Source organism: Streptosporangium sp. NPDC049046 (assembly GCF_040649155.1).
In the GTDB taxonomy this organism is placed as follows: domain Bacteria; phylum Actinomycetota; class Actinomycetes; order Streptosporangiales; family Streptosporangiaceae; genus Streptosporangium.
The window spans coordinates 75,148-100,606 of record NZ_JBEZEZ010000006.1 but is presented as its reverse complement, the minus strand read 5'-3'; the positions used below and the strand labels follow the sequence as shown (position 1 = coordinate 100,606).

Annotated in this window: 16 protein-coding genes; 10 read left to right on the top strand and 6 right to left on the bottom strand. The window is 66.4% G+C overall.

Features of this window, described 5'->3' with window-relative positions:
• Positions 1–47 precede the first annotated feature (47 nt).
• The 3 genes from AB0B96_RS10185 to AB0B96_RS10175 all read left to right on the top strand — a co-directional run bounded on the left by AB0B96_RS10185 (position 48) and on the right by AB0B96_RS10175 (position 4,365).
• Positions 48–3,116, top strand: a complete 3,069-nt coding sequence (locus AB0B96_RS10185; RefSeq protein ID WP_362897476.1) for a BTAD domain-containing putative transcriptional regulator — start codon at positions 48–50, stop codon at positions 3,114–3,116.
• 246 nt (positions 3,117–3,362) lie between these two features.
• Complete coding sequence (locus AB0B96_RS10180; RefSeq protein WP_362897475.1) at positions 3,363–4,100, top strand: hypothetical protein; 738 nt, start codon at positions 3,363–3,365, stop codon at positions 4,098–4,100.
• A 73-nt stretch (positions 4,101–4,173) separates the two neighbouring features.
• Positions 4,174–4,365, top strand: a complete 192-nt coding sequence (locus tag AB0B96_RS10175) for a hypothetical protein (RefSeq protein WP_350948516.1) — start codon at positions 4,174–4,176, stop codon at positions 4,363–4,365.
• Positions 4,366–4,406: 41 nt separating this feature from the next.
• Here AB0B96_RS10175 and AB0B96_RS10170 read toward each other — a convergent pair whose 3' ends face one another.
• The 3 genes from AB0B96_RS10170 to AB0B96_RS10160 all read right to left on the bottom strand — a co-directional run bounded on the left by AB0B96_RS10170 (position 4,407) and on the right by AB0B96_RS10160 (position 7,038).
• On the bottom strand, positions 4,407–4,784 hold the full coding sequence (locus AB0B96_RS10170; protein WP_362897474.1) for a cellulose binding domain-containing protein: 378 nt from the start codon (positions 4,782–4,784) through the stop codon (positions 4,407–4,409).
• Between the two features lie 882 nt (positions 4,785–5,666).
• A complete protein-coding gene (locus tag AB0B96_RS10165; RefSeq protein ID WP_362897473.1) occupies positions 5,667–6,485 on the bottom strand; it encodes an anti-sigma factor in 819 nt (272 codons plus the stop codon).
• Positions 6,469–7,038, bottom strand: coding sequence for a sigma-70 family RNA polymerase sigma factor (locus AB0B96_RS10160; protein WP_350948513.1), 570 nt, complete (start codon positions 7,036–7,038; stop codon positions 6,469–6,471). Before AB0B96_RS10160 ends, AB0B96_RS10165 begins: the two co-directional genes overlap by 17 nt.
• A 128-nt stretch (positions 7,039–7,166) precedes the next feature.
• Here AB0B96_RS10160 and AB0B96_RS10155 point away from each other — a divergent pair, with 128 nt between their 5' ends.
• From AB0B96_RS10155 to AB0B96_RS10145, 3 genes are all read left to right on the top strand, one after another.
• Positions 7,167–7,766, top strand: coding sequence for a hypothetical protein (locus AB0B96_RS10155; RefSeq protein WP_362897472.1), 600 nt, complete (start codon positions 7,167–7,169; stop codon positions 7,764–7,766).
• A 937-nt stretch (positions 7,767–8,703) separates the two neighbouring features.
• Positions 8,704–16,089, top strand: coding sequence for an RHS repeat-associated core domain-containing protein (locus AB0B96_RS10150; RefSeq protein WP_362897471.1), 7,386 nt, complete (start codon positions 8,704–8,706; stop codon positions 16,087–16,089).
• 16 nt (positions 16,090–16,105) lie between these two features.
• Positions 16,106–16,609 (top strand): Imm26 family immunity protein, encoded by a 504-nt coding sequence (locus AB0B96_RS10145; protein ID WP_362897470.1) that lies wholly within the window; start codon positions 16,106–16,108, stop codon positions 16,607–16,609.
• 1,401 nt (positions 16,610–18,010) lie between these two features.
• Here the strand turns inward: AB0B96_RS10145 and AB0B96_RS10140 are convergent.
• On the bottom strand, positions 18,011–19,234 hold the full coding sequence (locus AB0B96_RS10140) for a helix-turn-helix transcriptional regulator (RefSeq protein WP_362897469.1): 1,224 nt from the start codon (positions 19,232–19,234) through the stop codon (positions 18,011–18,013).
• A 334-nt stretch (positions 19,235–19,568) separates the two neighbouring features.
• Here AB0B96_RS10140 and AB0B96_RS10135 point away from each other — a divergent pair, with 334 nt between their 5' ends.
• The 3 genes from AB0B96_RS10135 (at position 19,569) to AB0B96_RS10125 (ending at position 20,916) form a co-directional block, all read left to right on the top strand.
• On the top strand, positions 19,569–19,715 hold the full coding sequence (locus tag AB0B96_RS10135) for a hypothetical protein (protein ID WP_362897468.1): 147 nt from the start codon (positions 19,569–19,571) through the stop codon (positions 19,713–19,715).
• A gap of 255 nt (positions 19,716–19,970) precedes the next feature.
• Entirely contained in the window at positions 19,971–20,315 is a 345-nt protein-coding gene (locus tag AB0B96_RS10130; protein WP_362897467.1) for a hypothetical protein, read from the top strand.
• Positions 20,272–20,916 (top strand): ATP-binding protein, encoded by a 645-nt coding sequence (locus tag AB0B96_RS10125; protein WP_362897466.1) that lies wholly within the window; start codon positions 20,272–20,274, stop codon positions 20,914–20,916. Before AB0B96_RS10130 ends, AB0B96_RS10125 begins: the two co-directional genes overlap by 44 nt.
• Positions 20,917–21,473: 557 nt before the next feature.
• Here AB0B96_RS10125 and AB0B96_RS10120 read toward each other — a convergent pair.
• On the bottom strand, positions 21,474–22,454 hold the full coding sequence (locus AB0B96_RS10120) for a Gfo/Idh/MocA family oxidoreductase (RefSeq protein WP_362897465.1): 981 nt from the start codon (positions 22,452–22,454) through the stop codon (positions 21,474–21,476).
• 95 nt (positions 22,455–22,549) lie between these two features.
• Positions 22,550–24,133, bottom strand: a complete 1,584-nt coding sequence (locus AB0B96_RS10115; protein WP_362897464.1) for a peptide chain release factor 3 — start codon at positions 24,131–24,133, stop codon at positions 22,550–22,552.
• 251 nt (positions 24,134–24,384) lie between these two features.
• On the opposite strand from AB0B96_RS10115, the gene AB0B96_RS10110 reads away from it, so the two are divergent.
• Positions 24,385–25,146, top strand: coding sequence for a protein phosphatase 2C domain-containing protein (locus tag AB0B96_RS10110; RefSeq protein ID WP_350948602.1), 762 nt, complete (start codon positions 24,385–24,387; stop codon positions 25,144–25,146).
• Positions 25,147–25,459: the final 313 nt, after the last annotated feature.

Below are 25,459 nucleotides of genomic sequence, written 5' to 3'. Positions count from 1 at the left end.
AAAGGTCGGGCAAACTTGGCCACTGCGAAGTCTTCCAGGGGAGTGGTATGGACTTCTCCGTCCTGGGGCCGGTCGAAGTGCGCGCCGACCACCAGGCGCTTCCCCTGGGCGGACGCAAACAGAGGGCCCTGCTCGCGGTTCTGCTTCACCACGCCAACAGGTCCGTGCCCGACGACCTGCTCGTGGACGCGCTCTGGAGCGAGCAGCCGCCGAAGACGGCCGCCAGCAACCTGCGCCTGTACGCCTCCCGTGTCCGCCAGTCCCTGGGCGGCGACCGGATCCTGCGCCGGCACGGCGGCTACCTGCTGGTCGTGCACCCCGGCGAGCTGGACGTCCATCGATTCCAGTCACTGGCGGTGGAGGGCCGCGACGCGTTCCTGCACGGCGACCACCACGAGGCCGCCGACCTCCTCCACCGGGCCCTGCGGCTGTGGCGCGGCCCCGCGTACGCCGACCTGCGATTCGTCGACGACCTGTCCGGCGAGGCGGCGCGCCTGGAGGAGCTACGGCTCACCACCCTGGAGAACCGCGTCGAGGCCGACCTCACGGTGAGGTTCCAGCCGGAGCTCGTCGCCGAACTCACCGGCCACGTGAACGCCCACCCGCTCCGTGAACGCCTGCGGGCGCACCTCATCCTGGCGCTCGCCCGCTCCGGCCGGAGCGCCGAGGCGCTCACGGTGTACGCCGACGCCCGGCGCCTGCTGAACGAGGAGCTCGGCGTCGAGCCCGGGGAACGGCTCCGCGACCTCCACCGGCTGATCCTGGCCGGGGAGTGGGCGACCCCCGAGCACCCGCAGGACGACCAGCCGGAAACCGGACAGGGCCCGCCCGAGTCGCGCGATCCTCCCGCGGAGCTGCCGATGAACATCGCCGACTTCGCGGGGCGCGACGAGCAGGTCAGGGAGCTCGTCGCCCGGCTGGAGGAGTGCTCCACGACGACCGTCTCGGTCATCACCGGAATGGGCGGCATCGGCAAGACGACGCTGGCGCTGCACGTGGCGCACCGGATCGCGGACAGGTTTCCCGGAGGGCAGCTCTACGTCGACCTGCAGGGCGCGCACGAGGAGGAGCAGGCGCACCCCGGCCACGTGCTCGGACGGTTCCTCGTCGCGCTGGGGGTGCCCGGGTCGAGCATCCCCGAGTCGGTCGAGGCACGCGCCGCGCTGTACCGCAGCCGCCTCGCCCGCGAGAAGGTCCTCATCGTCCTCGACAACGCGGCCTCCGAGGAGCAGGTCAGACCCCTGCTCCCCGGCGTGTCCGGCTGCGCCGTGATCGTCACGAGCCGCGCGAGGCTCTCCGGCCTGGAAGGCGTACGGCCGGTCGAGCTGGACGTCCTGAGCACCCAGGAGGCCGTGGACCTGCTCTCGCGGATGATCGGGCACGACCGCGTCGCCGCACAGCTCCCCGCCGCCACCGAGCTCGTCTGGCTGTGTGACCGCATCCCGCTCGCCGTACGCGTCGCGGGCGCGCGGCTCGCCGCCCGCCCCCGGCAGAGCATCGCCTGGCTCGTGGGGCGGCTCGCCGACGAGCGCGGACGCCTCGACCAGCTGACCGTCGGCGACCACGCGGTCAGGGCGAGCCTCGCCCAAAGCTACGTCGGCCTCCCGGAGAACGCGCGACGCGCCTTCCGGCTGCTCGGCCTTCTCGACGTGCCCGGCTTCGCGAGCTGGGTCCCCGCCACCCTGCTCGACCGCCCCGACCAGGAAGGGCAGACATACCTGGAGCTCCTGGTGGACGCGCAGCTCGCCACCATCTCCGGGATCGACGCCACCGGACAGGCCCGCTACCGCTTCCACGACCTCGTCCGACTGTACGCCCGCGAGCGCGCGGAGGCCGAGGAGGAGCCCGCCGAGCTGCTGCGCGCGACGACCCGGGCGTTCGGCGCGTGGCTCTGGCTGGCCGAACAGGCGATGGAGCACGTCCACGGCGCCTGCTACGCCGTACTCCACGGCCCCGCACCGCGCCGGGCGCTACCGGGGGAGATCGCCGCGTCCCTCCTGCGCGACCCCCTCGCCTGGTTCAACGCCGAACGGACCGCGCTCGCCGGTCTCGTCGAGCAGGCCTGCGCTTTGGCACTCGACGACTTCGCCTGGGACCTCGCCGGATGCCTCGAACGCTACTTCGACTCCCACGGCTTCTTCTCCGAGTGCCGGCGCCTCAACGAACGGGCCATGCTCGCCTGCCGTACGGCGGGAAACCTGCTCGGCGAGGCCGTCATGCTGCGCGGGCTGCTCGACGTGACCACCTGGACCGGCATCGAGCACGAAGGCGGCGCGATGGTCGCGCTGCACACCAACGCCGTCCGGCTCGCCGAGATGTTCGCCGAGGTCGGCGAGCTGCGTGGGCTGTCGGACGCCCACGTGATGTGCGCCTGGGGCCTGGCCGCGCAGGGATTCGTCGAACCGGCCGTGGAGGCGGCGGAGACGGCGCTGCGCCTCGCCGAGGAGACCGACCACCTCGGCGGCCGGGCACGCGCGCACCTCGCCCTCGGCATCACGAACGGCCAGCGGGACGTCCCCTCGGCGATCCCGCACCTGGTGAGCGCGCTGCAGGTGGCCGAAATGCTGGGAAACCCGCGCTTCGAGGCGACCTGCCTGCAGTTCCTCGGCCTCGCGTACGTCGAGACCGGCCAGTTCGAACCCGCGGAACGGTGTCTCAACCGCTCGCTCGTCATGTCCCGGATGGCGAAGGACCCGGCCTCCGAGACGATGACCCTGGTCACGCTGGCGAAGCTCTACAGCGGCGACGGCGACGAGCGGGCGCGCCCCACGGCCGAGACCGTGGAGGAGCTCAGCCGCCGCTACAACCTCACCCACCACCTCGCCGACGCCCTCTGGATCCTGGGCGACCTCGACCGCGCCGACGGCGACTACCCGCGAGCCGTCGAACGCCTCACCGAATCCGTGGCGCTGTGGCGCACCCGCAGTTGGACCACATACCTGGCGGGCGCGCTCCGCAGCCTCGGCCTCGCCCACGTGGCGGCCGGCCACGGTGAGAAGGCCCTGAAATGCTGGCGCGAGTCCCACGAACTCTTCACCCTCATCGGGGACAGGGCGAAGGCGGACGACCTCGCCGGACTACTCGGACGCCACTCCTCGATCACCGGCTGCCCCTGATCAGCTTTTTTTGTATGCGGAAAATATGCAGTCGCTCCGTAGGGTCCGAGTGGCAGGAGATTTAGTGGTCGTCTGAAGCTTCACGATCCGTACGAGAATGAGCAGACTCGTTCTCACCGGGGTCACACAGGGGCTGACCCTTCCCGCGTATCGTGAGCCCTCGGCCATCAGCGTGTCCTCCGGGCCGATCACCCGATCGGTCCGGCCCTTTCCCTCCGGGAGAGGCACCCGGAGGACAATGGAACCGTGAGTTTCGAACTGGCCGTCTGGTACGAGCCCAAACCGATCACCAGAGAACGCGCGGAGAACGTCTTCCTGAGCCTCCGGGACCCGCGTAACACCGAGCCTCGGCCCGACGCCGGGGCGGCTCCCATCGGGGAGTCCCATGACGCCGGGACGCCTCATGACGCCGAGACGGCTCCCGCCGGGGAGCCTCAGGACGCGGGTCCCCGTCCCGAAGAGGGGGAAGACGCCGCCGAGGCGCACCCGGGGCTGGTGGCCTTCGCCGATCGACTCCCCGGGGCCGAGTGGCTCTCCCCCGACCACATCCTGGTCAGCATGGACCCCGAGCACGCCGACGAGGTGTCCTCCGAGGTCTTCGCCCTGGCCACCGAGTGCGGGCTCGTCTGCTACGACCCGCAGCGCGGCCTGGTGCACAACCTGTCTCCGCGGGGCGTCTACCCGACCATGGAGATGCGCACGGGCGACGGGATGATCGTGGTCTCACCGGACCTCCAGTTCATCTCCGACGCGCTCGCGACCATGTCCCCGCAGAACCCGTTCACCGCCCTGGTCGTCTTCGGCGAGCACTTCGTCCAGAGCTCGCCGGAGATCTCGGGCTACGAGCTTGAGTACAAGGACAGCGTCAGGAACCGGATGTTCCGCACGCACGTCCCGGACCTGAAGGCGGTCCAGGAGGCCTTCACCGAGTACGCCACCGGCGAGCGCGCCTTCTTGGAACGCCACGACTGGAAGCTCGTCTGACTTCGTTTTGACGGGGCGGTTCCATTTTCCGGGGCCCGAGGCGCCTTCCGGGGGTGCCGTGTGGTTTTTCTCGGTGCTCATTGAGCTGATCTCAGCGAATTTCGGTTGGATGATCGTGCTCGAATTGGGTGAGGACGAGGGCGGCGCGGGTGATGTCGCCGATTTTGCCGGGGCCGGCGGTGATGCGCCGGCGGCCTTCGAGCCTCATGGCCCGGGCGGACGTCGTCGCAGAATACGAGAAATTCCTGATCTCGCGACAAACTGAAAGCCGACGAACGGACGAGCCTCATGGACTCGCCCGTTTCATCAATAGGTGATGGTGCACTGACTGGAAGTGGGAAGAGGCGGCGAGGTGGTCGTCATAGGCATGTCGATCTCGAACCCGAAGTTCGCGTACTGGTTCGGCAGGATGGCGCCATTCCACGACGCCGGTCTCCACACGGTCGTCGAGAACCTATTCACGTTCCAGAACAGGTGAACGACCGCGCCCGCCGAGAAGGGAAAGTTGATGACCGCCTCCCAGGTGGTCGACGGTGTCGTGCCGGTGTTGGTCAGCCGCGCATCGACCTGCCACCTGTACTGCCCGCCGACGGTCCCCCGGTAATTGGCTTGGAACGTCAACGTGCAGGTGGTGGCGGCGTTGGCGGGTGTGACGACGGTGAACGCGCCGAACAAGGCGGCCACCAGCCACATGATCAGGCGCCGTCGCCGACGGACGCGCCGTTCTGTCATGGGCCTCTCCTGTCAGGAAGTGCGCGCGATGAAAGACACACGCATAGGCGATGATCGAACGATACGGTCGGCATCGAATATCGTCAACGGCACTGAAAGTTTCAGCTATTCAATGAAATGATCTCAGTGGAATAGTTCCGACAGCTGGGATTTCTGAGACATGAATGGTGGAATTCCAGGCTTATCGGGAGAAGTCTCGGCCGCGACCACAAGATCTCCCGTGTCACCACCTACCGCTCCATCGACGAAGGAATCGAGATCCTCGCTCAAAGGCCGACGGCGCACACTCCAGCGCATCACCGCCGACCTCAGCCGGATCAGCGCCATCGTCAAAGCCGCACTCGTCCTCACCCATTTCGAGCACGGCTACATGACGTAGGAGTCGCTGAGATCATCTCATTGTGGTTGTTCGTATTCTCATACGAGCGGGCGGGTGCTCTTTGTGCCCGCTGCGGTGGGCGGGTGCTCCGGCCGGCCGTCTCAGTTGCGCTCCGGTGTTTCAGGCCTCCGGCCTGCTCGGGCGTGGTGGTTGCGGGCTCTTTTTAAGCCGGCCGGAGCACCCGCCCACCTCCGCTGCACGTGTTCGGGCCGTGCGGGGTGCGGGCCGTAGTTGCTTTCTTTCCGGCCGCCCTGACGACCCGCCGCCGCTGAAGCGTCTTTCAAGGCACGTTCAGGGTGAGTCGCCGTAGCTGAAGCGTCCCGTGCACGACCCGGTCCAGGGCTGAGGCGCCACAGGCCGCCCCCGCGCAACCCGAATGACCGTTGGCCTCCTGTTAACCGGATTCTGCGTGGACACGCGAGCCGAGCCCGCCGCCGATGCGACGGGCTCGTCCCCTATCCGTGCAGGGTTCCGCGCAGGAAGCTGTCAGAGGAATGTCCGGGATCTCCGTCGAGCGGTTCGCGCGAAACGTCCACAACCGGATAGTCGGTGGTCCTGACGTTCGCGGGCAAGGGGTATGAGGCCTCTCCCGAAGGGCCCAGCGTTCCGAGCGAGATCATCCGCTTCGCGGCCTGGTCGAGCAGCCAGACCTCGTAGAAGCCGTCGGGTGCGGGCAGCCCGCTGAGACGGACCTGCAGGCGGTCGCCGTCCGATCCGGTCCTGAGCTCCGCCACGCCGTCTCCCTGCTTGCCCGGCAGTGCGCTGAGCACCGTCTGAGCCACGACGGTGTCACGATTCGGAGCCAGCCCCTGGAAGAGGAACGTACCGCCGATCCCGATGACCAGACCGGCGGCCACGGCGGCGAGCAGTTGGACGCGGCGGCCGACACGCGACCTCGCCGCCCCGCTGCCCGCTTCGCGGGAAGGACGGAGCGGGCGGGGCCGCGCGGGCGCTACGGCAGGAGCGGCCGGGTCCGGCGGAGCACTCGGGCCTGCGGACCCGCCCAGGCCGGGCGAGGCCTTCGGCTTGGCCTGGACGAGCGGAGCAGCCTGAGCAGGTCCGGGCAAAAGGTCGGGAGAAAGGCCAAGCTCCGCGCGTATCCCCTCCCATACATCAGGGCTGGGATGCTCCAGCGGTCCCTGCCTGACGGCGGAAACGACCTGAGCGAGCCCCTCGAGACGTTCACGGCAGTCCGGGCAGGTGGCCAGGTGCGCGGAATCGCTCTCCTCCCCCAGGGCGATCAGCGCGAGCGTGTCATCATTCAGATGGTGCACCGTTCACCCCCAGACGTCGGCGCAGCCGGTCGAGCCCTCGGCTGATGTGACTTTTGACCGTGCCCAGTGGCAGATCCAGCTTGGCAGCGATCTCGATGTGCGTGAGCTGCTGGTAAAAGGCCAGTTCAAGGATGGTACGTCGCGGCTCGCCCAGCTTGTTCAGCTCGTCGGTCAGCAGGACACCGTCGGTCACCGTGTCCAGGGCGGGAGGCTCCTCGACGGCGGAGCCCACGGTGTGGGAGATCTTCTGATCCCGCTGAATCAGCCTCCAGCGGTCGGCCACCTTGTGACGGGTGATGCCGGTGAGCCAGGCGGCCAGGGATCCGGCCTCGGCGTTGTAGCCGGCTCTGCCCTTCCACGCGGCGATGAACACCTGTTGGGTGACGTCCTCGGCATCGGCGGCGTGCCGCAGCGAGCGCAGCGCGAGCGTGTAGACCATCGGGGCCCATCGGCGGTACGCCTCGGCCAGGCAGCGCTCGTCTCCGCCGCGCAGGCCGTCGGCCAGGGCGTCCTCGTCCAGTTCGGCTCTGTCGTCGTCAGTGCTGTGCGACATGTCCGGTGGGGGTGGTCGGGAACAATCATCATCCATTTCTTCGGCGGCGAATGGGGGGTGAAGGTGCATCCATGCGGCGCCCGGCCCAAGAAGAGGGGGTGATGTCGTCAAGGAAGGGAAAACCTACCATGCGCCTTCTTCGTACGCTGAGCTCGGTCGCGGCCTGCACCGCCCTCCTCGTTCTCCCTCTCCAGGCTCCGGCCTCGGCTGCCACGACCGCGCCCGTCAAGGGCGGCGAGACCAAGGTCACCACGGTCCGGGGCCTGGGCAAGGTCCTTCTTGAGAACGGAATCGCCGTCTACGCCACCTCTCCCGGCAAGACCGGGGTTCACCTCTCCGGCGACAACCTGGCGCTCTCCTTCAGCTACCCGGTCACCGGTGGCCGGGCCTCGGTCGACCCGCTGGCCGGGAAGGTCGGGCACCGCGGCGACCTGGCGTTCGTCAACGTGAAGAACGGCAAGCGGCTCAAGGTCGGCGACTTCGTCATCGACCTGGCCAAGGGCAAGATCAGTGGCAACGTCAACGACAACCCCAAGTCCCGCGTTCCAGTCTTCGACCTCGACCTGTCGGTCGCCAAGCTCAAGGTGGACGGCTCGGTCGTGCACGCCCGCAACATCCGGGTCAAGCTGACCGCCGTCGCGGCGGGCGCGCTGAACAAGACGCTGAAGACCCACCTGTTCTCGGGAGGCCAGCGAATCGGCACCGCGTCGACCACTCTGCGCCTCTGAGCGACCCCGACGCCGCTCCCACGTGCTCTGCCGCCCCCATCCGGGGAGGCCACGGTCCTGCCTGATGAGCTTTCAGCTGATCAGGCAGGACTGAAGATTTTCAGCCCGGACGGTGAGCCTGATCACCGGCGAGCGCGCCTTCCAGGAACGCCATGGCTGGAAGCTCGTCCAACTTCGTTTTGTTGGGCTGTCTCCCCTTTCCCCACGCTTGAGGGGTTTCCCGGGTGTTCGGTGTGGCTCATGTACAGCGGGTGGGTGAAGTGGGCGACCTCAGGCTCCCCGTTGATGACGGCGATGACGGCGCTGGAATCGATGATCATGCGGGAAGGCCGGTGTTCGGGTCGTACAGGTCTTCAGTGAACAGCCGGTCCTGTGGGGCCATCATCCCGGACCCCGAATGTCTGCTGGCCCGCCTCGGTGTGCTCCGGATCACACTGGCTCGCGACCTTCCCGCCTCCACCTTTCGACCCGCAAAGAATCACCTTCAGCCACTCCAACACCATCGTCACCACCTTCGACCCGCCCCAAAACCGCGCGTTCAAACTCTTTGCTCCCCCTCGGACCATCGCGAGATCGCCATATCCCGTCGCTCGCGGACCGCGTTTTCAGAAAAACCCAAAAGACGAAGCACCCGACATGAACCGTGAGCTACCGACACCTTCCCCTGCGTCACTGTTTCGGCCCACCTCTTTCCATCACCGAACGTCACCGCGAGAACGCGGCCTCAATACACGGCACTTTCAAACCCGAAGCCCGTGTCCTATTTAGCCCCCCTTACACATATTGCGCACATAAAGACTTCATGGGTACTTTCTGATCGTTTGCTTTTGGCACGCTCCGAACCATTGACCCCGGCCGTGGGCTGGAACCTGTCGTGGGCTGGGGTAACGCGGGGACGATTGGCTTCCGCGCTGACTTGTTCGGAGGGTGACGGCGTATGCGCCGGAGTCTGTCATTGCTGCGCTCGGCCCGCTGGACGCATTTGGCGTTACTCGTGGTCGTTCCCGGGTTGTTGCAGATCCCGGCGCTACCGGCTGTGGCCGGCGTCGAGGTGTCACCCGCGTTGGCGGGGTTGCCGCTGGTGACGCCCCGTCAGCTGACCGGATCAGCCGCCGGTTTGCCGACTCTGGTGGGCACTGAGGCGACCAGTGAGGTGCTGGCGGCGGTGGTCGAGGGCCAGTGGCGATCCGACATCGAACCCCCCGAAGACGCGGTCCCGATCGAGGAGCGGTTCGTCAACCAGCGGGAGGGCGATACGCAGAGCGGGTCGTCGGCGAAGAAGTCCCCTCCTGCGGCACAGCGGCAGGAGTCGCTGCTGGTCGATGAGCCGGTGTTGCTGAACACCTTCCCGCGCAGCGGGATGTTGATGGATTCGCTGACTCCCACGTTGCGGGCCCAGGGGCGCAGTGTGGTGGGCGGGTCGGTGCGGTATGCGTTCAAGATCTGTGACAAGGACACGATGACCGGGACGGGGTGCACCTCCTCGGGCACCTTGGCGGCTGGGGTGAGCACCTGGAAGGTGCCGGCGGCCAAGCTGGCGTGGGGGAAGCAGTACTGGTGGACGGTCACCGTCACCGACACCTCAAACTCGACCTCGACCCTCTCGCCGGTGCACACCTTCGTCACTGGGGTTCGCCAGCCCGTGGTGACCTCCCTGCTGGCCACCTCCGGCGCCGACGGTCAGGAGTTTCATCAGCAAAACGGTAACTACACCACCACCGCCACCGACCTGTCGGTTCCCACCGCCGGGCCGCCGTTGTCGGTGACGCGTTCCTACAACAGCATGGACCCGCGCACCGATGGCCTTTTCGGGGCGGGGTGGTCGACCCGCTGGGACATGAAGGTCGTCAAGGAGGTGCGAGGGGCGGCAGTTGCGGCGTTGGTGACCTACCCCGACGGCCGTCAGGTGCGGTTCATGGGCACCGGAGCGGGGGCCTTTCAGCCGCCGCCGGGAATGCACGCCACCTTGGCCGAGGACAGCGGCGGCACCTGGCGGCTGATGGACAAGTCAGCCACCACCTACGCCTTCGACGCCCAAGGCCGCCTCAACGAGGTCGTCGATTCCCGGGGCCGCGGCGTGGAGTTGACCTACGGCACGGGTGGGAAGCTGACGACGGCCACAGCCACCGGTGGGCGATCGCTGTCGTTCACCTGGACCGGCGCTCACGTCACCTCGGTCTCCAGTGACCCGGTGGGCGGTGCGCCGTTGACGTGGACCTACCACTACGACGGCGATCGACTGACCGGAGTGTGTGCGCCGGTGGCCGCCCCGAACTGCACCCACTACAGCTACGGTGTCGGCTCGCAGTACCGCAGCGGTGTTTTGGACGCCGACCCGTACGCCTACTGGCGGCTGGGCGAGACCTCCGGAACAACGGCCACCGACCAGGGCGCCGGCCAGGCAGACGCCACCTACCAGTCGGTGGCCTACGCCAAGCCTGGCGCGCTGGCCGGTAGCACCGATACCGCGGTGGAGTTCAGCACCGGCTCGGCGCTGAAGCTGCCCGCGCACACGGTGCCGCATCTGGGCGATCAGATCTCGGTGGAGATGTGGTTCAAAACAGCGCAGTCCGGGGTGCTGATGGCCGCCGGAACCCAGGAAACCTCCGGGATTCCATGGGGGCCAATGTTGTATGTCGGCACCGACGGCAAGCTGCGCGGCTCGCTGGCCGCGGTCGCCGCGCCGATCACCTCGGCCGGTGTGGTCAACGACAACACCTGGCACCATGTGGTGCTGAGCGTCTCGGGCTCGAATCAGACGTTGTTCCTGGACGGGGCGCAGGTCGGCACGCTGAGTGCGGCGGTGACCGCCTGGCGCAACAGTGCGACGATCGGCAACGGGGTGGCCGACCCGGCGACCTCCCCGGCGGTGCCCTCCCCGCGGGCGGCGTTCGCGTTCAAGGGGCTCATCGACGAGGTCGCCCTCTATGACAAGCCACTGACCGAGGCCGAGGCGAGCGCCCACCATGCGGCTCGAGCCGAGGCGGCGCACAAGCTCACCGGCCTCACCCTGCCCTCGGGCCGAGCCTGGGCGGCCAACACCTACGATGCGGCCACCGACCGGCTCAAAACCCATGTTGACCGTAACGGCGGCACCTGGCAGATCGGCGCACAAACCTACGACCCCCAGAGCGGCGCCGCCCGCGTCACCGTCATCGACCCGCGCACCGAGCAGTTGAAGTACCTCTACGACGCCTGGCGCGGCTATCGCATCATCGGCGAGACCGACCAGCTGGGCCACACCTCCTGGCATGAGTACAACCTGTCGGGCTCGCTGGCCAAGCTGATCGACCGCAACAACATCGTCAACGACGTCTACTTCGACGAGCGCGACAACCTCATCGCCCGCAAATACTGCCGCGCTCCGGGTCAATGCGCGATCGAACGCTGGAAATACCACCTCAACACCGGTGACGCCTTCGATCCGCGCAACGACCAGGTGACGGTGTACCGCGACGGACGCTCAGCTTCTGAGACCGACACCACCTACGCCACCGTCACCGAATACACCTCCCACGGTGAGGTGACGAAGGTGACCAGCCCGGCCACCCCGGACTTCCCCACAGGCCGCTCGACGATCTCCACCTACACCGACGGCACCGAACCCGCGATCGGCGGCGGAACCACCCCAGCCGGACTACTGGAGTCCGCCAAGGACCCCAAGGGCAACGAGACGACCTACCGCTACACCGCCTCCGGACAGGTAGCCGAGCAGACCAGCCCATCAGGGCTGAAGACCACGTTCGGCTACGACGCGGTCGGCAGGTTAACCTCCCGCACCGAGGTCTCGGCGGCTCATCCGGGCGGGGTGAGTACGGCCTTTACCTACGACGGGCTGGGCCGTCTGCTCACCCGCACCGATCCCGGGGTGAAGAACGAGGTCACCGACGTCACCCACACCACCAAGACCACGCTGACCTACGACGCCGACAGCAACCCGCTCACCACCACGGTGACCGACCTGACAGGCGGCGATGCGCCGCGCACGACCACCTACACCTACGACGCCCTGGGGCGAGCGCAGACCGTCACCGATCCTGAGGGCGGCGTGACCGCCTCCACCTGGGATGTCACCGGCGCTCAAACCTCGGCGACCGACCCGGTGGGCACGACGTTCACCTTCGCCTACACCAAACGCGGTCAACCGGCTTCTGCCACGGTGAAGAACTGGACCGGCAGCCCCCTCAACCCGCAGAGCGCCCAGGACGTGGTGCTGACCTCCTCCTCCTACGACCCCGGTGGTCGGCTGGCCGGTCAGGTCGACGCGATGGGCCGCAAGAAGGCCTACACCTACTGGATGGACAACCGCGCGGCGACAACGGTCGGCGACGACGTGCGCCTCAACGGCTTGACCAGCCCGGCCGATGTGGTGCTGCAGGAAAACGAGTACGACCCGGCCGGCAACCTCATCCGCCACGTCAGCGGCGGCGGCAAGACCACCATCGAGTCCGTTTATGACGCCGCCAGCCGCCTCACCTCCACCACACTGGATCCCGCTGCTTTGGGGCGCAAAACCGCTTTCGAGTACGACGCGGCCGGCAACGTCACCAAGAAGACCTTCACCGCGACCGGCACCACCCGCACCGAATCCACCTCCTATCTGCACAACGTGCTGAACCAGGTGACCCGGCAGACGGTAGAGAACGGCACCGACGACCTGATCACCACCCACACCTACGATGACCGGGGCCTGCTGAGCGCGACCACCGACCCACGTGGAAACGCCTCCGGCGCCACGGCTGCGGACTTCACCACCACGATGCACTACGACCTGGCCGGACGGCTCGTAGAGACCAAGGCCGCGCAGGTGACAATCGAAAAAAACGGAACCACCACCGCCACCGGGCAACCCACCGTGAAATACGGCTACAACAGCGTTGGCCTGCAAACCCACCTCGTCGATGCCGAAGGGCGCACCACCACCTCCGTCTTCGACAAGGCCGGGCGCCTGACCTCGACCATCGGCGCGTCCTACACCCCGCCGGGCGGCAGCGCGATCACCCCAACGGTGAGCTTCGGCTACGACGCGGCCGGACGGCAGACCACGGTCACCGACCCGCGTAACCACGTCACCTCCACCGTCTACGACGCGCTGGGGCGCCCGGTCAAGGTCACCGAACCCGGCCCCTCCGGGCCAGGCGGCGCCTGGGTCGGCGAGTACAACCTGCTGGGCGAACAACTCGCGGTGATCGACCCCACCGGCGCCCGGAGGGAGGCCACCTACGACGACCTGGGCCGTCAGATCACCCAGACCGTGATCGAGCGCACCCCCACTACCGCCGCGCACACCACCGCCCTGACCTACGACACCGCCGGCAACCTCGTCAAAACCGTCGCGCCCGGTAACAAGACCACCACCTACACGGTCAACGCCGCCGGAGAGGTCACCACCACTATCGCCCCGGCCACCCCCACCACCACCGCTCCAGCTAGTCGCACCACCACCGCCGCCTACGACCTGATGGGCCGACAGACCAAGGTGACCGACGCGCTCGGCAACGCCACCGAGGTCGCCTACGACCTCGCCGGCCGCAAGATCTCCGCCAAGGACCTCACCGGCACCAGCCCTGTCACGGTGCTGCGCACGGTCGGCTTCGGCTACGACGCAGCCAGTAACCCGACCAGCACCACCTCCGCCGAGGGACACGTCACCCAGCGCACGTTCGACGCCGCGGGACGGCTGACCTCCCTGATCGAACCGGTCTCCGCGACCTCGTCGATCACCTCGACGTTCGGCTACGACGCCAGCGGGGCGCGCACCCGCACCACCGACGGGCGCGGCAACGCCACCTGGACCACCTACAACACCCTCGGCCTGGTCGAATCCGTCATCGAACCATCCACCACCGCCCACCCAGGCGCCGCCGACCGGACCTGGACCAACCTCTACGACGCCTCCGGCAACGCCACCGCCACCGTGCAGCCGGGCGGAGTGCGCATCGACCGCACCTTCGACCACCTGGACCGGATGACCGCCGAGACCGGCAGCGGCGCTGCGATGGCCACGGTGAACCGTGCGGTCACCTACGACAGTGCGGGCCGCCTCACCGCGATCGGTGACTACAGCCTGGAGTACAACGACCGTAGCCTGCTGACCAAGGTCTCCAAGGCCACCAACCAGGTCGCCGCCTACGCCTACGACGCGGTAGGTAACCTCACCCAGCGTATCGACCCGACCGGCACGGCCACCTACACCTGGGACGCCGTCGACCGGCTCAGCACCGCCTCCGACCCGGTGACCGGCCGCACCTGGACCTACGGCTACGACAACGCCAACCGGCTCACCAGCGAAACCTCCGCCAACCCGGTCGGCACCCAGACCTACGGCTACGACGCCATGGACCGGCTCACCTCCCAGGCGGTGAAGAACAACTCCGGCACCGAACTGTCGAAGATCGTCTATGGGTGGGACAAGGACGACAACCTCACCACCAAGACCACCACCGGCACCGCCGGAGCCGGAACCAACACCTACACCCATGACCGCGCCGGACGCCTGACCTCCTGGACCGCCCCGGGCGGCGCCGTCACCGCCTATGAGTGGGACGCCTCCGGCAACCGCACCAAAGCCGGCAGCAACACCTTCGTCTACGACCAGCGCAACCGGCTCACCTCCGGCGCCGGAGTCGACTACACCTACACCCCGCGCGGCACCCTCGCCACCGAGACCAAAGCCGGGGTCACCCGCGATCTGGCCTTCGACGCCTTCGACCGCATGGTCTCCGATGGAGAGGCCACCTACGGCTACGACGCCCTGGACCGGATGACCTCACGCACTGCCGGCGCTACCCAGCAGCGTTTCACCTACTCCGGACTGAGCAACGACCTCGTCACCGTCGCCGACGGTGTGGGCGCCGTCCAGGCCAAGTACGGTCGCGACCCGTTCGGCGGCCTGCTCAGCCTGCAAGAAGGCGCAAGCCCCGCGCTCGCTGTGATGAACGACCTGCACGGCGACGTGGTGGGCACCTTCTCCGCCACCGCCCTGGTCGACTCGGTCGCCTACGACCCCTTCGGCGAAGTCACCCACCGCACCGGCACCGCACGCAGCCTGGGCTATCAGGGCGAATACACCGACCCCGACACCGGCAAAGTCAACATGCACGCCCGCTGGTACCAGCCCGGCACCGGCACCTTCACCTCCCGCGACACCGCCACCCTCAACCCCGACCCATCAGTCCAGGCCAACCGCTACACCTACGCCAACGCCGCCCCCCTCACCAACACCGACCCCACCGGACACAACAGCATCCCCATCCTGGGCGGAGGCTCCCAAACCGGAACCTCCGGGATCTCAGACTGGCAGTCCTACGACACAAGCAGCTACTGGGACAAATACCTAGACCGAGGTTCCTCAAACTGGACCTTCAACCCACCAGAGGTCATCCCAGGGCAGCCGTACTATTCATGGCCCGATCAGCCATGCTGCCTCATCGAGATGGACTGGTGGTTCGACGAGGAAAGAGGCAGAAACCTAGGCGTCACAGAGAAAGGAAAAACAGCACCGAAAGGCTATTGGGACGGAACCAAAAAGGAGCGGGCACTCCTCGACTCACTTACAGAGGGCATAGATGACCCAAAGATTATCAACCATCTATGGAAGTTAATCAAGTCACTTAAATCCAATACAATCCCAGCTTCCGGCAAGACAGTTCCTCCGCCAGGATGTTGCGAAAAATACAATGCTTGCGTAAAGAAATTTGGCGCCGGGAAGTGTGAAATGCCGCCCGCGTACACCCTTTATGGTGACCTTATTCTGCCGCCGTCGACGGCCGCGTATAGCAAATGGCTCAAAAATGCGAAGCAGCATTACTGTAACCAGCGGCTACGGTGCTCCGGATGGGAGTCCGCTCAAGGCCAAGCCATGCTACACCTGTACATCTGCGGTCACAACAAGACGTGGTGCGGAGACACGTGGGCAGCGGGAAATGAACTAGAGGAAATGGCGGCCGTTCCTGCTGCACGCCTGGCAGCTATTCTTGCCGCAGGAAAAAAGCTCGCCGCCGGACTAGCAAAAAATTATGTTTATCTTGGCTATTCGGGTAACAAAGTTGTTTATGTTGGCATCACCAATAACTTGAAGAGTCGCACTTATAAACATGGCAGTAGATTCACAAGTGTGGTGCCATTCGCCAGCGGCCTGACTCGAGGGCAAGCCCGCGCAGTCGAGCAGGCTATTATACACAGACATAAAATAGTGGGAGGACCTAACAGCTTTCAACTAACCAATACAATTAATAGCATCGCACCAAAGCATCCCCACTACCAGCACATGGTCAACTGGGGAGTCCGATGGCTCAGGAATAACGCACCACACCTCCTATGAGTGGTAGGATTCAAGGATGAACGACGATAAACTTCACTTCGAGAAGCTGAAGAGCTCACGCAAGCGCCTGACTGCCGGGGACCTGTTCACTTTTTCCGTGAAGAATCGCGGGAATTTTTTTGGACGCGTCATTATTCCATCCATGCCAGAAGACCATCCACTGACCGACGCTGCTTGTTTAATCTATATCTACGCACTCGAAAGCCCTAGTATCACCATTGATTATCGAACTATAGATACACGATCATTCCTAATACCGCCGCTCTTTACGAACCGCAGGCCATGGACAATGGGTTACTTTCAAACCCTCGCCAGCCCTCCCCTCGGAGAGCGCGACATCCTCAAAAAGCATTGCTTTTGGGATATCCCTTTCGGTAAATACGTAGATGAGATGCGACGCCCAATAGAGAGTAAGGTAATGCCGTGTGGCATGTTCGGCGTCGCTAGCTATTCCGCCATCAGTAGCGAAGTCGGTAGGGCATTAGGATTACCCACACTCGAAGGACCAGAGGATTACTGACTTTGGTCGATCGTGCTTCCTGCCACGTATGAGACGGCGCTGGCCGGTCGCGTCCTCGGAGCGGTGTAAAAGGCTCGACGAGGTAGGTGCCGTGGGCTGATCTTAGGCGGCTGCTGTTTCGGGTGTCGAGTCGGTGGCCGGGGTAACATCACCACGGTAGCGCGCAGCGGTCGCCGCGTCCTGGAGCGGCGCCGCGGAGCTAGGGGCCAAACAGTCCGCGGTTTCCTACGCGCTCGCCGATAGATCCCCGGGCGCCTGGCATCGGCAGGGTGCCATCACCAGCGTGCGGGTGCTCTCGTCCAGGTGGGCCACCATCTCCGATCCCAGGCAGTAGCGGCACCCCAAAAAGGCGGCGGCCGCGGGGTCGGACCAGATGCGGTGCTGGCCCGACCGGCCGAGCTGGCATATCTGTCACGATTGATGAGATCCACAGAATATTAATATCGAAATCATGCTGAGTAGGTATGGGATTTAAACTGCGCCGCTACATCATTCTCACCGTGATAACTTTAGTTGTGTTAGGAGGGAGCATCTATCTTGGGTTTATTCCCTGGGGGCCATTCGGATACGGTTGCGCCGACTCCGACAAGCGCCTCGCTCCCGCCTTGAAATCATTGAATATCTTTGATTCTCACCCTCCGGATGCAATTCCAGAAAAAGATATCCACACTGGATGCGAGCCTGACGATCGATACGCATATGCTGAGATAACGTATCGATTTTCGGGCCCTAAGGACAATCTACTATCTTTCTATAGGGATGCAGCTACTGTCGATGGCTGGACTTTCGAAGCCTCCCTACTAGGCCCTGAGAGTCAGGACAGCAAATTGTGCTTCAGCAAACCAATTGGGGATATCACCGCACTTCTTTCCCTGAATATTCTCCAGGATAAAAATAAAGACCAGAACGGTAGATACCTTATAAGCGCAGCCGCCAGCCACAGTGGTTCCGCCCCGTGCTAATACTTCAGTCGCATTTCGGGATGTGAGCTGGGATGGAGCACCTGTCGGTACACCTGTTGATACCTGTCGGGGTAGCCATAGGCCGGTGGGAAGCACACGGCCACCGCTGTGATCATTCAGGTGTTATGTAGCTGAAGATCGTACGGTGGCCGCGTTGTCCAGAGTAGAGCAACTCGACTGCGGGCCGGGTTGAATGAATAATGCGTTCACCCAGGTGGCAGGCCGGTTCGGACGGCGGGAGGTACGCGTGCACGTCCGCTTGATCGGTTTCAGCTGATGAAGGTTTCCACCTGATCTTCCTGTTCGCCGCAGACAGGTAGCACAGCGGTCTACCCGACGCTCTGGCGGGCTGCGATAGGACCAGATCACTCCTTTCCGAGACGGCAGAACGTGTCCGCGCTGGTCAAGTGGATGCCAGCAGAGTACGCAATCGAACGTCTCAAAGGATGTTCATGCGTACGCCGAGGCGGCGGATGCGTTCGCGGTAGCTGTAGCGTTCCAGGTCCAGCAGGGTCCGTACGGCCTGCCGGGCCATGGGGTGGTTGCGGATGAGGAGGGGGGCCGCCTTCTCGGCGTGTTCCAATTCCGCTGTGGCGGCTTCGCGGTGACCGCACCAGAGCAGGGCGCGAGCGTAGTCGAGGTGGTGGTATCCGACGCGGTTGGCCTGTAGGCCCTTCGGGAGCTGGATCATCTTTGCCCTGCTCATGGCCTGGGGGCCGTCACCGAGTTCGACCGCGACGGCTACGCCGTGGATATCGACGTTGGTCTGGCTGGTGCACAGCTCGTAGTAGTTGGTGCGCTGACGAGCTCCGAGCCGGGTGACCGCTTCTGCCGCGAGCCGGTGTCGCGACCACGCCTCGCCTGCGTCGTTCTTGCGGGCCGCGGTGATCGCCGCGCACAGTTGCAGCGCGCCCCAGACGGCCAAAGCCTCCGGCCGATCCGCGGTGTACTCGTCCTCGATGCTCGCGCAGGCCGAGTCGAGCACGGTGAGCGCGTCGTTCCACGATGCACTGGCCCACAGGTTCCGCGCGCGTCGTCGCATGGCCACCGCCAAGGGGTACGGGTCTCCCGAACGTTCGGCGGCCCACTGGATCCGGCCGGTGGCCAGCAGAGCAAGATCGGCATACCCGAGGTCGTAGACGGCCGAGTCCGCCGCCCGGTAGACAGCCGAAAGCAGTCCGAAGGCCGCGCTGCGGTCAGGCTCGGCGTACAGGTGGGTCGCCGCCTGAAGTTCGGAGAGTAGCGCCGGCAGTGCGTCGGCCAACTCCGCGTAGCGGGTCTCTATCCGCAGGCGGCAGGCGTGTTCGGTCGCGGCACGCAACTCGGGCAGGGAACGCACCTCACCGGCCCATTCGGGGTCGAGGTCGTAGCGCTCCAGCTGGCGGCGGATCTCGGGAATCGCCGTGTGTCCCCGATCCTCTGTTGGGTTGCCGCCCCGGTAAGGGCGCGCGGTCAGTTCGTTGGGATGTACACGTAGGGCGCGGGCGAGGGTGTTGACGAGCGCGATGGAGTCCAGGGGAAGGCTGTCGTTCTCGATCGCTGATACCCAGGACTGGGCGCGGCCGACGCGCCGCGCCAGTTCGGTCTGGGTGATGCCCACGCGCTTACGAGCACGCCGTACGCGGGTTCCCACGCTCTCCGCCGCCGGGTCCAAGTAGGCCATGGGCTCACGGTAACCCGCCGTGACCTGCTTGACCTCCCCGCGCGCCAAAGTATCAGCGGCACTGATGTCGGTATCTCTACGCGTTCATAGCGTCACCTTTCGTGAGCGACGACAAGTGTGGGAGCGGCAGGAGATACCCCTGCCCGCTGAGCACGCCGTCCGCGATCACAGCGGTCCTCAGGCAAGCGGCCCCCACCCACACCAGGGAAGCCCCTTTGACCTAAGACGACTACCGACATCCAGGAAATCAGAGCCCTGGAACCCCACAAAACGGCTCTGCCAGGCGAGTGACGTCGCCTGGCAGAGCCTCGCCCGCACACTGGAGGTGCGAACTATGCTCAACCCTAGTAGAGCCATCAAGATCATCCGGGTTCGATGGCACGCCGAACGACCACCCTCACCCCTGGGCTGCCGCTGGTGCGGCCATCCCCCCTACGCCCACAACGCGGCCAGCCTGCCCCACCGCCCCGGCCACCTGTGAGAACAACCCACCGCCGCCCAGGTCCGCACCCGCATGACGGCCCGACGCCGCCTCGGGCCTCTGCAAGAAACCGCCCACGCCTACCCTCACCGCCTGCCCACCGCACCGCCCCCTCACGGGCACTCTCCCCAGCAGCCACGGACGCCACGCGCAACCGGCCTCCACGACGCACACCCCGCCGTACGAACGACAATCACCACCAGGTTCGCGACCCGGAGCAGGCAGACACCAGCCACGCCGCACGGCGGTGACAGCATGATCTCCGCCCACACCACCTCCCGGCACGGCCCCATCGAGGAGACCAGCACCGACCACCAAGCGCCGCACACCCCGGCGCCGCGGTTCTTCGGCTGGCACCTTTGGTACGGCAAGGCCACCGGCCGTTACTGGGCGCTCTCCCCCGCCTGGTGCCGAGAGCGCATCGGCCTGATCGAGGCCACCACCCCCGCCGAACTCGCCGCACAGATACAGAACATCGAGAGCTACCACCCCAGAACAGAAAACCCGCTCCCACGCGACGAGAGCGACACGACGGAAAACGCGGGAGGTGACCGAGATGACCGCATGCCTGTTGTCCCTGCTCGTCGGCGTACTCGCTGACCGCCTCCGCACCACGATGACCACCCGTGCCGTACGGTCACCGCACCTGGGACGGATCCCTGGCTGGTCGGCGTCCCTCGGCCACACGCCCGTTATCTCTCAGCGGTTCGCCGCCACCCCCGAGCAGGTCAGACCCGCACGCGCCTTCGTCGCCGAACTCCTCGGCAACGACCACCCGCTCCGCGACGACGCCATGCTCCTCACCAGCGAACTCGCCACCAACGCCGTCGAACACTCCAACGGATCACTCGACGCCCGACCGGCCGATACCGAAGCCATCGACACCGGACCGTACGACGCGGGGCCGTGCGGTGCAAGGCTATACGAGTACGACGCGGGGAAGGCCAAGCGGTCACGGGAGTTCGTCGTCACGGTGGCCTTCCTCCCCCACGGCGTGCTCATCACCGTCCAGGACCCAGGCGCCTCACAGATCCCCTGCACCAGAAAGCCCGGCCTGGAGGCCACCGGCGGCCGAGGACTCATGCTCGTCAATGACCTCGCCACCCGCTGGGGATTCCACCGCGACTCCACCGGAACCGTCGTCTGGTTCGAACTACGCTCGACCGACGGGCAATCCCGGAGCACGGACGTGTCTACGTAGTCGACCCCGAGGACCTTGGCGATGGACAGCTGTGATCCCCAACCGGGACGCCCTTGACCGTCTCGGCTTCCAACGCGATGACGCCGGTGTCCACGACGAGGGTCTTGCAGCGCGCCGGTAGTGCGGCCTGTGGCGCCTCAGCCCTGGACTGGGTCGTGCACGGGACGCTTCAGCTACGGCGACTCACCCTGAACGCGCCTTCAAAGACGCTTCAGCGGCGGCAGGTCGTCAGGGCGGCCGGAAAGAAAGCAACTACGGCCCGCACCCCGCACAGCCGGAACACGTGCAGCGGAGGTGGGCGGGTGCTCCGGCCGGCTTAAAAAGAGCCCGCAACCACCACGCCCGAGCAGGCCGGAGGCCTGAAACACCAGACAGCAACTGAGACGGCCGGCCGGAGCACCCGCCCACCGCAGCGGGCACAAAGAGCACCCACCCGCTCGTATGCGAACACGAACACCAACCACACCGGCGCAATGAGCACCCGCACAGCGCACCCGGAAAACTCCGGGTGCGCCGAAAGGGAACAGCCCCAGCTATAAGAAAAAACGCCCGCTCAACTATTCACCCGGGAAACGGACACCCACCTGCGAGCGGACCTCGTCCATGATGCCCATCACGTCCAACGTCGCCTGCCAGGGCATCAGCGGGCTCTCCAGCAACCCCTCCCGCAGGCAGCGCATCGCCTCGACCGCCTCGTGCAGCATGCCCTTGCCCTCGAAGGGGACGTGGAAGGTCTCCGGCTCGCCCTCCGTGGGATGCAAAACGAAGGTGTCGGGGCGGAAGAACGGGCCGGGCACCTCGATCCGGCCGAGCGGGCCGGAGATGGACGCGGCGACCGGGCTGTGCGTGGTGAGGCCGCAGGACAGCAGGGCGACCGCGCCGTTGTCGTAGCCGAGCAGCACGCCGGTGTTCTCGTCCACCCCCTCGGGGGTGAGCCGTGCCCAGGAGCGCACACCGGCCGGGACACCGAGCACCATGTGAGCGAAGGAGATCGGGTAGACGCCCACGTCGAGCAGGGCGCCGCCGCCGAGTTTCGGGTTGCGGAGTCGGTGCTCGGGCGGGACGGAGACGGAGAAGCCGAAGTCGGCGTGGACGGTGTTGACCGGGCCGATGGCGCCTGCCTCGACCAGTTCCATGACCTTGCGGACGGCCGGGAGGCAGCGCGTCCACATCGCCTCCATCAGGAACAGGCCGCGCTCCCGCGCGAGGTCGACCAGCGCGGCGGCCTCGCCTCGGTTGAGGGTGAACGCCTTCTCGCACAGGACGGCCTTGCCTCCTTCGAGGCAGGTCCGTACGGCGTCGTGGTGGGCGTTCTGGGTGTTGGCCACGTAGACGATGTCCACGTCGGGGTCGGCGGCGAGCTCGGCCCAGCTTCCGTGGGCCCGCGGGATGCCGTGCCGGTCGGCGAAGGCCCGTGCGGACTCCTCCGACCGCGATCCGACCGCGACCACCTCGGCGTCAGGCAGGAGCTTCAGGTCCTCGGTGAAGGTCGCGGCGATGCCGCCGGTCGCCAGAATGCCCCACTTAATCACACTCATAACGACATATCTCACCATGAATGTGCAACGGGAAGGTCTCCTGACCTCCCCGTCTCACCTCATACGAGCCTCACGCGACCCGTCTCACCTCGACATCACCCGCGCGTGTCCGCGAGCAGTGCGTTCAGCACCAGGTCGGGGTGCTCGCGCAGCACGCCGCGCATGCGCCACTCGTCGGTGAACAGCGCGAGCAGCACCCCGTCCAGCGAGCGGGTGAAGACCTCCACCCCGCGCTGGCGGGCCAGGATCAGCGCCGACTCGGCGTCGGTGAGCCTGGCGATGCTGAAGTCGAGCCGGTCCATCAGGATCTCGGTGTTGAACTCGGCGGCCATGCGGTGCTTGACCACGTCGAACTGCATCGGCCCCACCGCCGCGAGCACCGGCGACTGGTCACCGCGGACGTCGGAGCGCAGCACCTGGACCACGCCCTCGGCGTCGAGCTGCTCGATGCCCTTGCGGAACTGCTTGGATCGGCTGGAGTCGCGGACCCTGGCGGTGGAGAAGTGCTCGGGGGCGAAGCTCGGGATCCTCGGGAACTCGACGGGCGGGCCGTCATACAGCGTGTCACCGGGCCGCAGGGCGCTGGCGTTCACCAGTCCGACCACGTCGCCGGGATACGCCTCGTCGATCGTGGCGCGCTCCTGGCCGAAGACCGACTGGGCGTACTTGGTGGCGAACGGGCGGGCGGTGGCCGCGTGGACGAGCACCATGCCGCGCTCGAACCTGCCCGAGCAGACCCGGACGAAGGCGATGCGGTCGCGGTGCGAGGGGTCCATGTTGGCCTGCACCTTGAAGACCAGGCCGGAGAACGGCTCCTCCAGCGGGCGCGGGTCGTCGGCGACATCGGGGCGAGGTGTGGGGGCGGGGGCGATGTCGACCATGGCGTCCAGCAGGCGGCCGACGCCGAAGTTGGACAGCGCGGCCCCGAACAGCACCGGGGTCGACTCGTGCGCCTCGAAGGTCTTCTGGTCGTGGTCGGCGCCGATCGCCGAGAGCAGGTCGATCTCGTCCTTGGCCCGCTCCCAGTCGCCGCCCAGCTCCGCGAGGGCCTGCTCGGCGCTCAGGTCGGTCTCGATGGCCTTGGTGGCGCCGCCGGGGGTGCGGGTGTAGCGGACGATCCGGTCGTCGGTGCGGTCGGCCACGCCGTGGAAGAAGCCGCCGGTGCCGATCGGCCAGGTGATCGGCGTCGGCTTCAGGCCGGTGCGCTCCTCGATCTCGTCCAGCAGCTCCAGGGCCTCGCGGCCCGGCCGGTCCCACTTGTTGACGAACGTGATCACGGGGATGCGGCGGTGCCGGCAGACCTCGAACAGCTTCAAGGTCTGCGGCTCCATGCCCTTGGCCGCGTCCAGCAGCATGACCGCGCAGTCGACGGCGGCGAGCACCCGGTAGGTGTCCTCGGAGAAGTCGGCGTGGCCGGGGGTGTCGACGAGGTTGAACATGTGCCCGCGGTACTCGAACCGGAGGGCGGCGGAGGTGATCGAGATGCCTCTCGCCTTCTCCATCTCCATCCAGTCGGAGGTGACCCCGCGCCGCCCGGACTTGCCGTGCACCGCACCCGCCTGGCTGATCGCGGAGGCGTGCAGCGCCAGTGCCTCGGTCATGGTCGACTTACCCGCGTCGGGGTGGCTGATCACCGCGAACGTGCGACGACGAGCCGCCTCCTGAATGATCGCGGCCATTACTGATCTCCTAGCGATGCGTGAGGTGGGGCAATCCGGGCACAGTGCGGGGGTGCTGGAGGGACCCCGCGTGGCGCTGAAACCAGCTTACGCGCCACCGTGGGTGTCAACAGATGTGGCAACACTTCCCCAGGCCGCTTGCGTCACCATGGTGTTAAGTGGATTGTGGAACATCTCGGTTCGCCCTATGCCCATCCCAACTGTCCGAAAGCGGCTCAGCTCGTGCAACTCGACGATCCAGTGATGTGCAGATGATCACGCTGCGCTATACGGCAGGTTCCGACGTCGGCCGGATCCGGCAAGGCAACGAGGACGCCGCCTACGCGGGCGCCCGGCTTCTCGCCGTGGCCGACGGGATGGGCGGCCACGTGGGCGGGGAGGTCGCCAGCTCGGCGGCGATCGCCAGCGTCGCCTCCCTTGACCATGAGTGCCCCGGCGACCTCGCCGCCGCCGCCGAGGCGGGGGTCCGCAAGGCCAACCAGCGCCTGCGCGAGCTGGTCGAGGAGGACCCGTCGCTCACCGGCATGGGGACCACCCTGACCCTGATGCTCTGGAACGGCTCTCGCGTCGCCCTCGCCCACATCGGCGACTCCCGCGCCTACCTCCTGCGCAACGGTGACCTGTACCAGATCACCTACGACCACACCCTGGTCCAGACGCTGATGGACGACGGCCGGATCACCGCCGAGGAGGCGGCCCGCCATCCGCACCGGTCGATCCTGCTGCAGGTCCTCGACGGCGGCGACAACCTTGAGCTCGACCTCTCCCTGCGGGACGCCGAGCTCGGTGACCGCTATCTGCTCTGTTCCGACGGGTTGTCGGGGGTGGTCGACGCCGAGCGGCTCCGCCAGGTGCTGGCCGAGGTCGACGATCTCGACGAGGTGACGCGGCAGCTGATCGCGCTCGCCTGCGAGGCGGGCGGGCCCGACAACATCACCTGCGTGGTCGCCGACGTGGTCGAGGGGGAGATGTCGGACACCTCGGTGGTGGTCGGCTCGGCCAACCCCTCGTAGGGACCGGCTCGGCGAGAGCCTGCCTCCCGCGAAGACCGGATTCTCGCGGGAATCAACCCCTTGAGGAGACCTGACTCTCACGGAACTCTCACGGGGGAAACCGGCTCATGGGTGCCCTCTCGTGCAGGGAGCCGTTCCGGTAGGTGAAGGGTCCTGGTCGCCGACGGAGACAACGGCTATCGTCGGAGATCCTCGCCGATCACCGCCCCGGAGGGATGTCCTCATGTACAAGGAGTTCGCCATCGAGGCCGTCGTGTGGCTCATTCCGATCGTGATCCTCGTCGGTCTCGCCTACATGATCACTCGCCCCGCC

What these genes read in the sequence shown, in the direction of transcription:
- AB0B96_RS10140 (WP_362897469.1), bottom strand. Translation starts at nt 19,234, where the DNA reads ATGGCCTACTTGGACCCGGCGGCGGAGAGCGTGGGAACCCGCGTACGG.
- AB0B96_RS10130 (WP_362897467.1), top strand. Translation starts at nt 19,971, where the DNA reads ATGATCTCCGCCCACACCACCTCCCGGCACGGCCCCATCGAGGAGACC.
- AB0B96_RS10110 (WP_350948602.1), top strand. Translation starts at nt 24,385, where the DNA reads ATGATCACGCTGCGCTATACGGCAGGTTCCGACGTCGGCCGGATCCGG.
- AB0B96_RS10150 (WP_362897471.1), top strand. Translation starts at nt 8,704, where the DNA reads ATGCGCCGGAGTCTGTCATTGCTGCGCTCGGCCCGCTGGACGCATTTG.
- AB0B96_RS10120 (WP_362897465.1), bottom strand. Translation starts at nt 22,454, where the DNA reads ATGAGTGTGATTAAGTGGGGCATTCTGGCGACCGGCGGCATCGCCGCG.
- AB0B96_RS10155 (WP_362897472.1), top strand. Translation starts at nt 7,167, where the DNA reads ATGCGCCTTCTTCGTACGCTGAGCTCGGTCGCGGCCTGCACCGCCCTC.
- AB0B96_RS10115 (WP_362897464.1), bottom strand. Translation starts at nt 24,133, where the DNA reads ATGGCCGCGATCATTCAGGAGGCGGCTCGTCGTCGCACGTTCGCGGTG.
- AB0B96_RS10145 (WP_362897470.1), top strand. Translation starts at nt 16,106, where the DNA reads ATGAACGACGATAAACTTCACTTCGAGAAGCTGAAGAGCTCACGCAAG.
- AB0B96_RS10135 (WP_362897468.1), top strand. Translation starts at nt 19,569, where the DNA reads ATGCTCAACCCTAGTAGAGCCATCAAGATCATCCGGGTTCGATGGCAC.
- AB0B96_RS10185 (WP_362897476.1), top strand. Translation starts at nt 48, where the DNA reads ATGGACTTCTCCGTCCTGGGGCCGGTCGAAGTGCGCGCCGACCACCAG.
- AB0B96_RS10125 (WP_362897466.1), top strand. Translation starts at nt 20,272, where the DNA reads ATGACCGCATGCCTGTTGTCCCTGCTCGTCGGCGTACTCGCTGACCGC.
- AB0B96_RS10160 (WP_350948513.1), bottom strand. Translation starts at nt 7,038, where the DNA reads ATGTCGCACAGCACTGACGACGACAGAGCCGAACTGGACGAGGACGCC.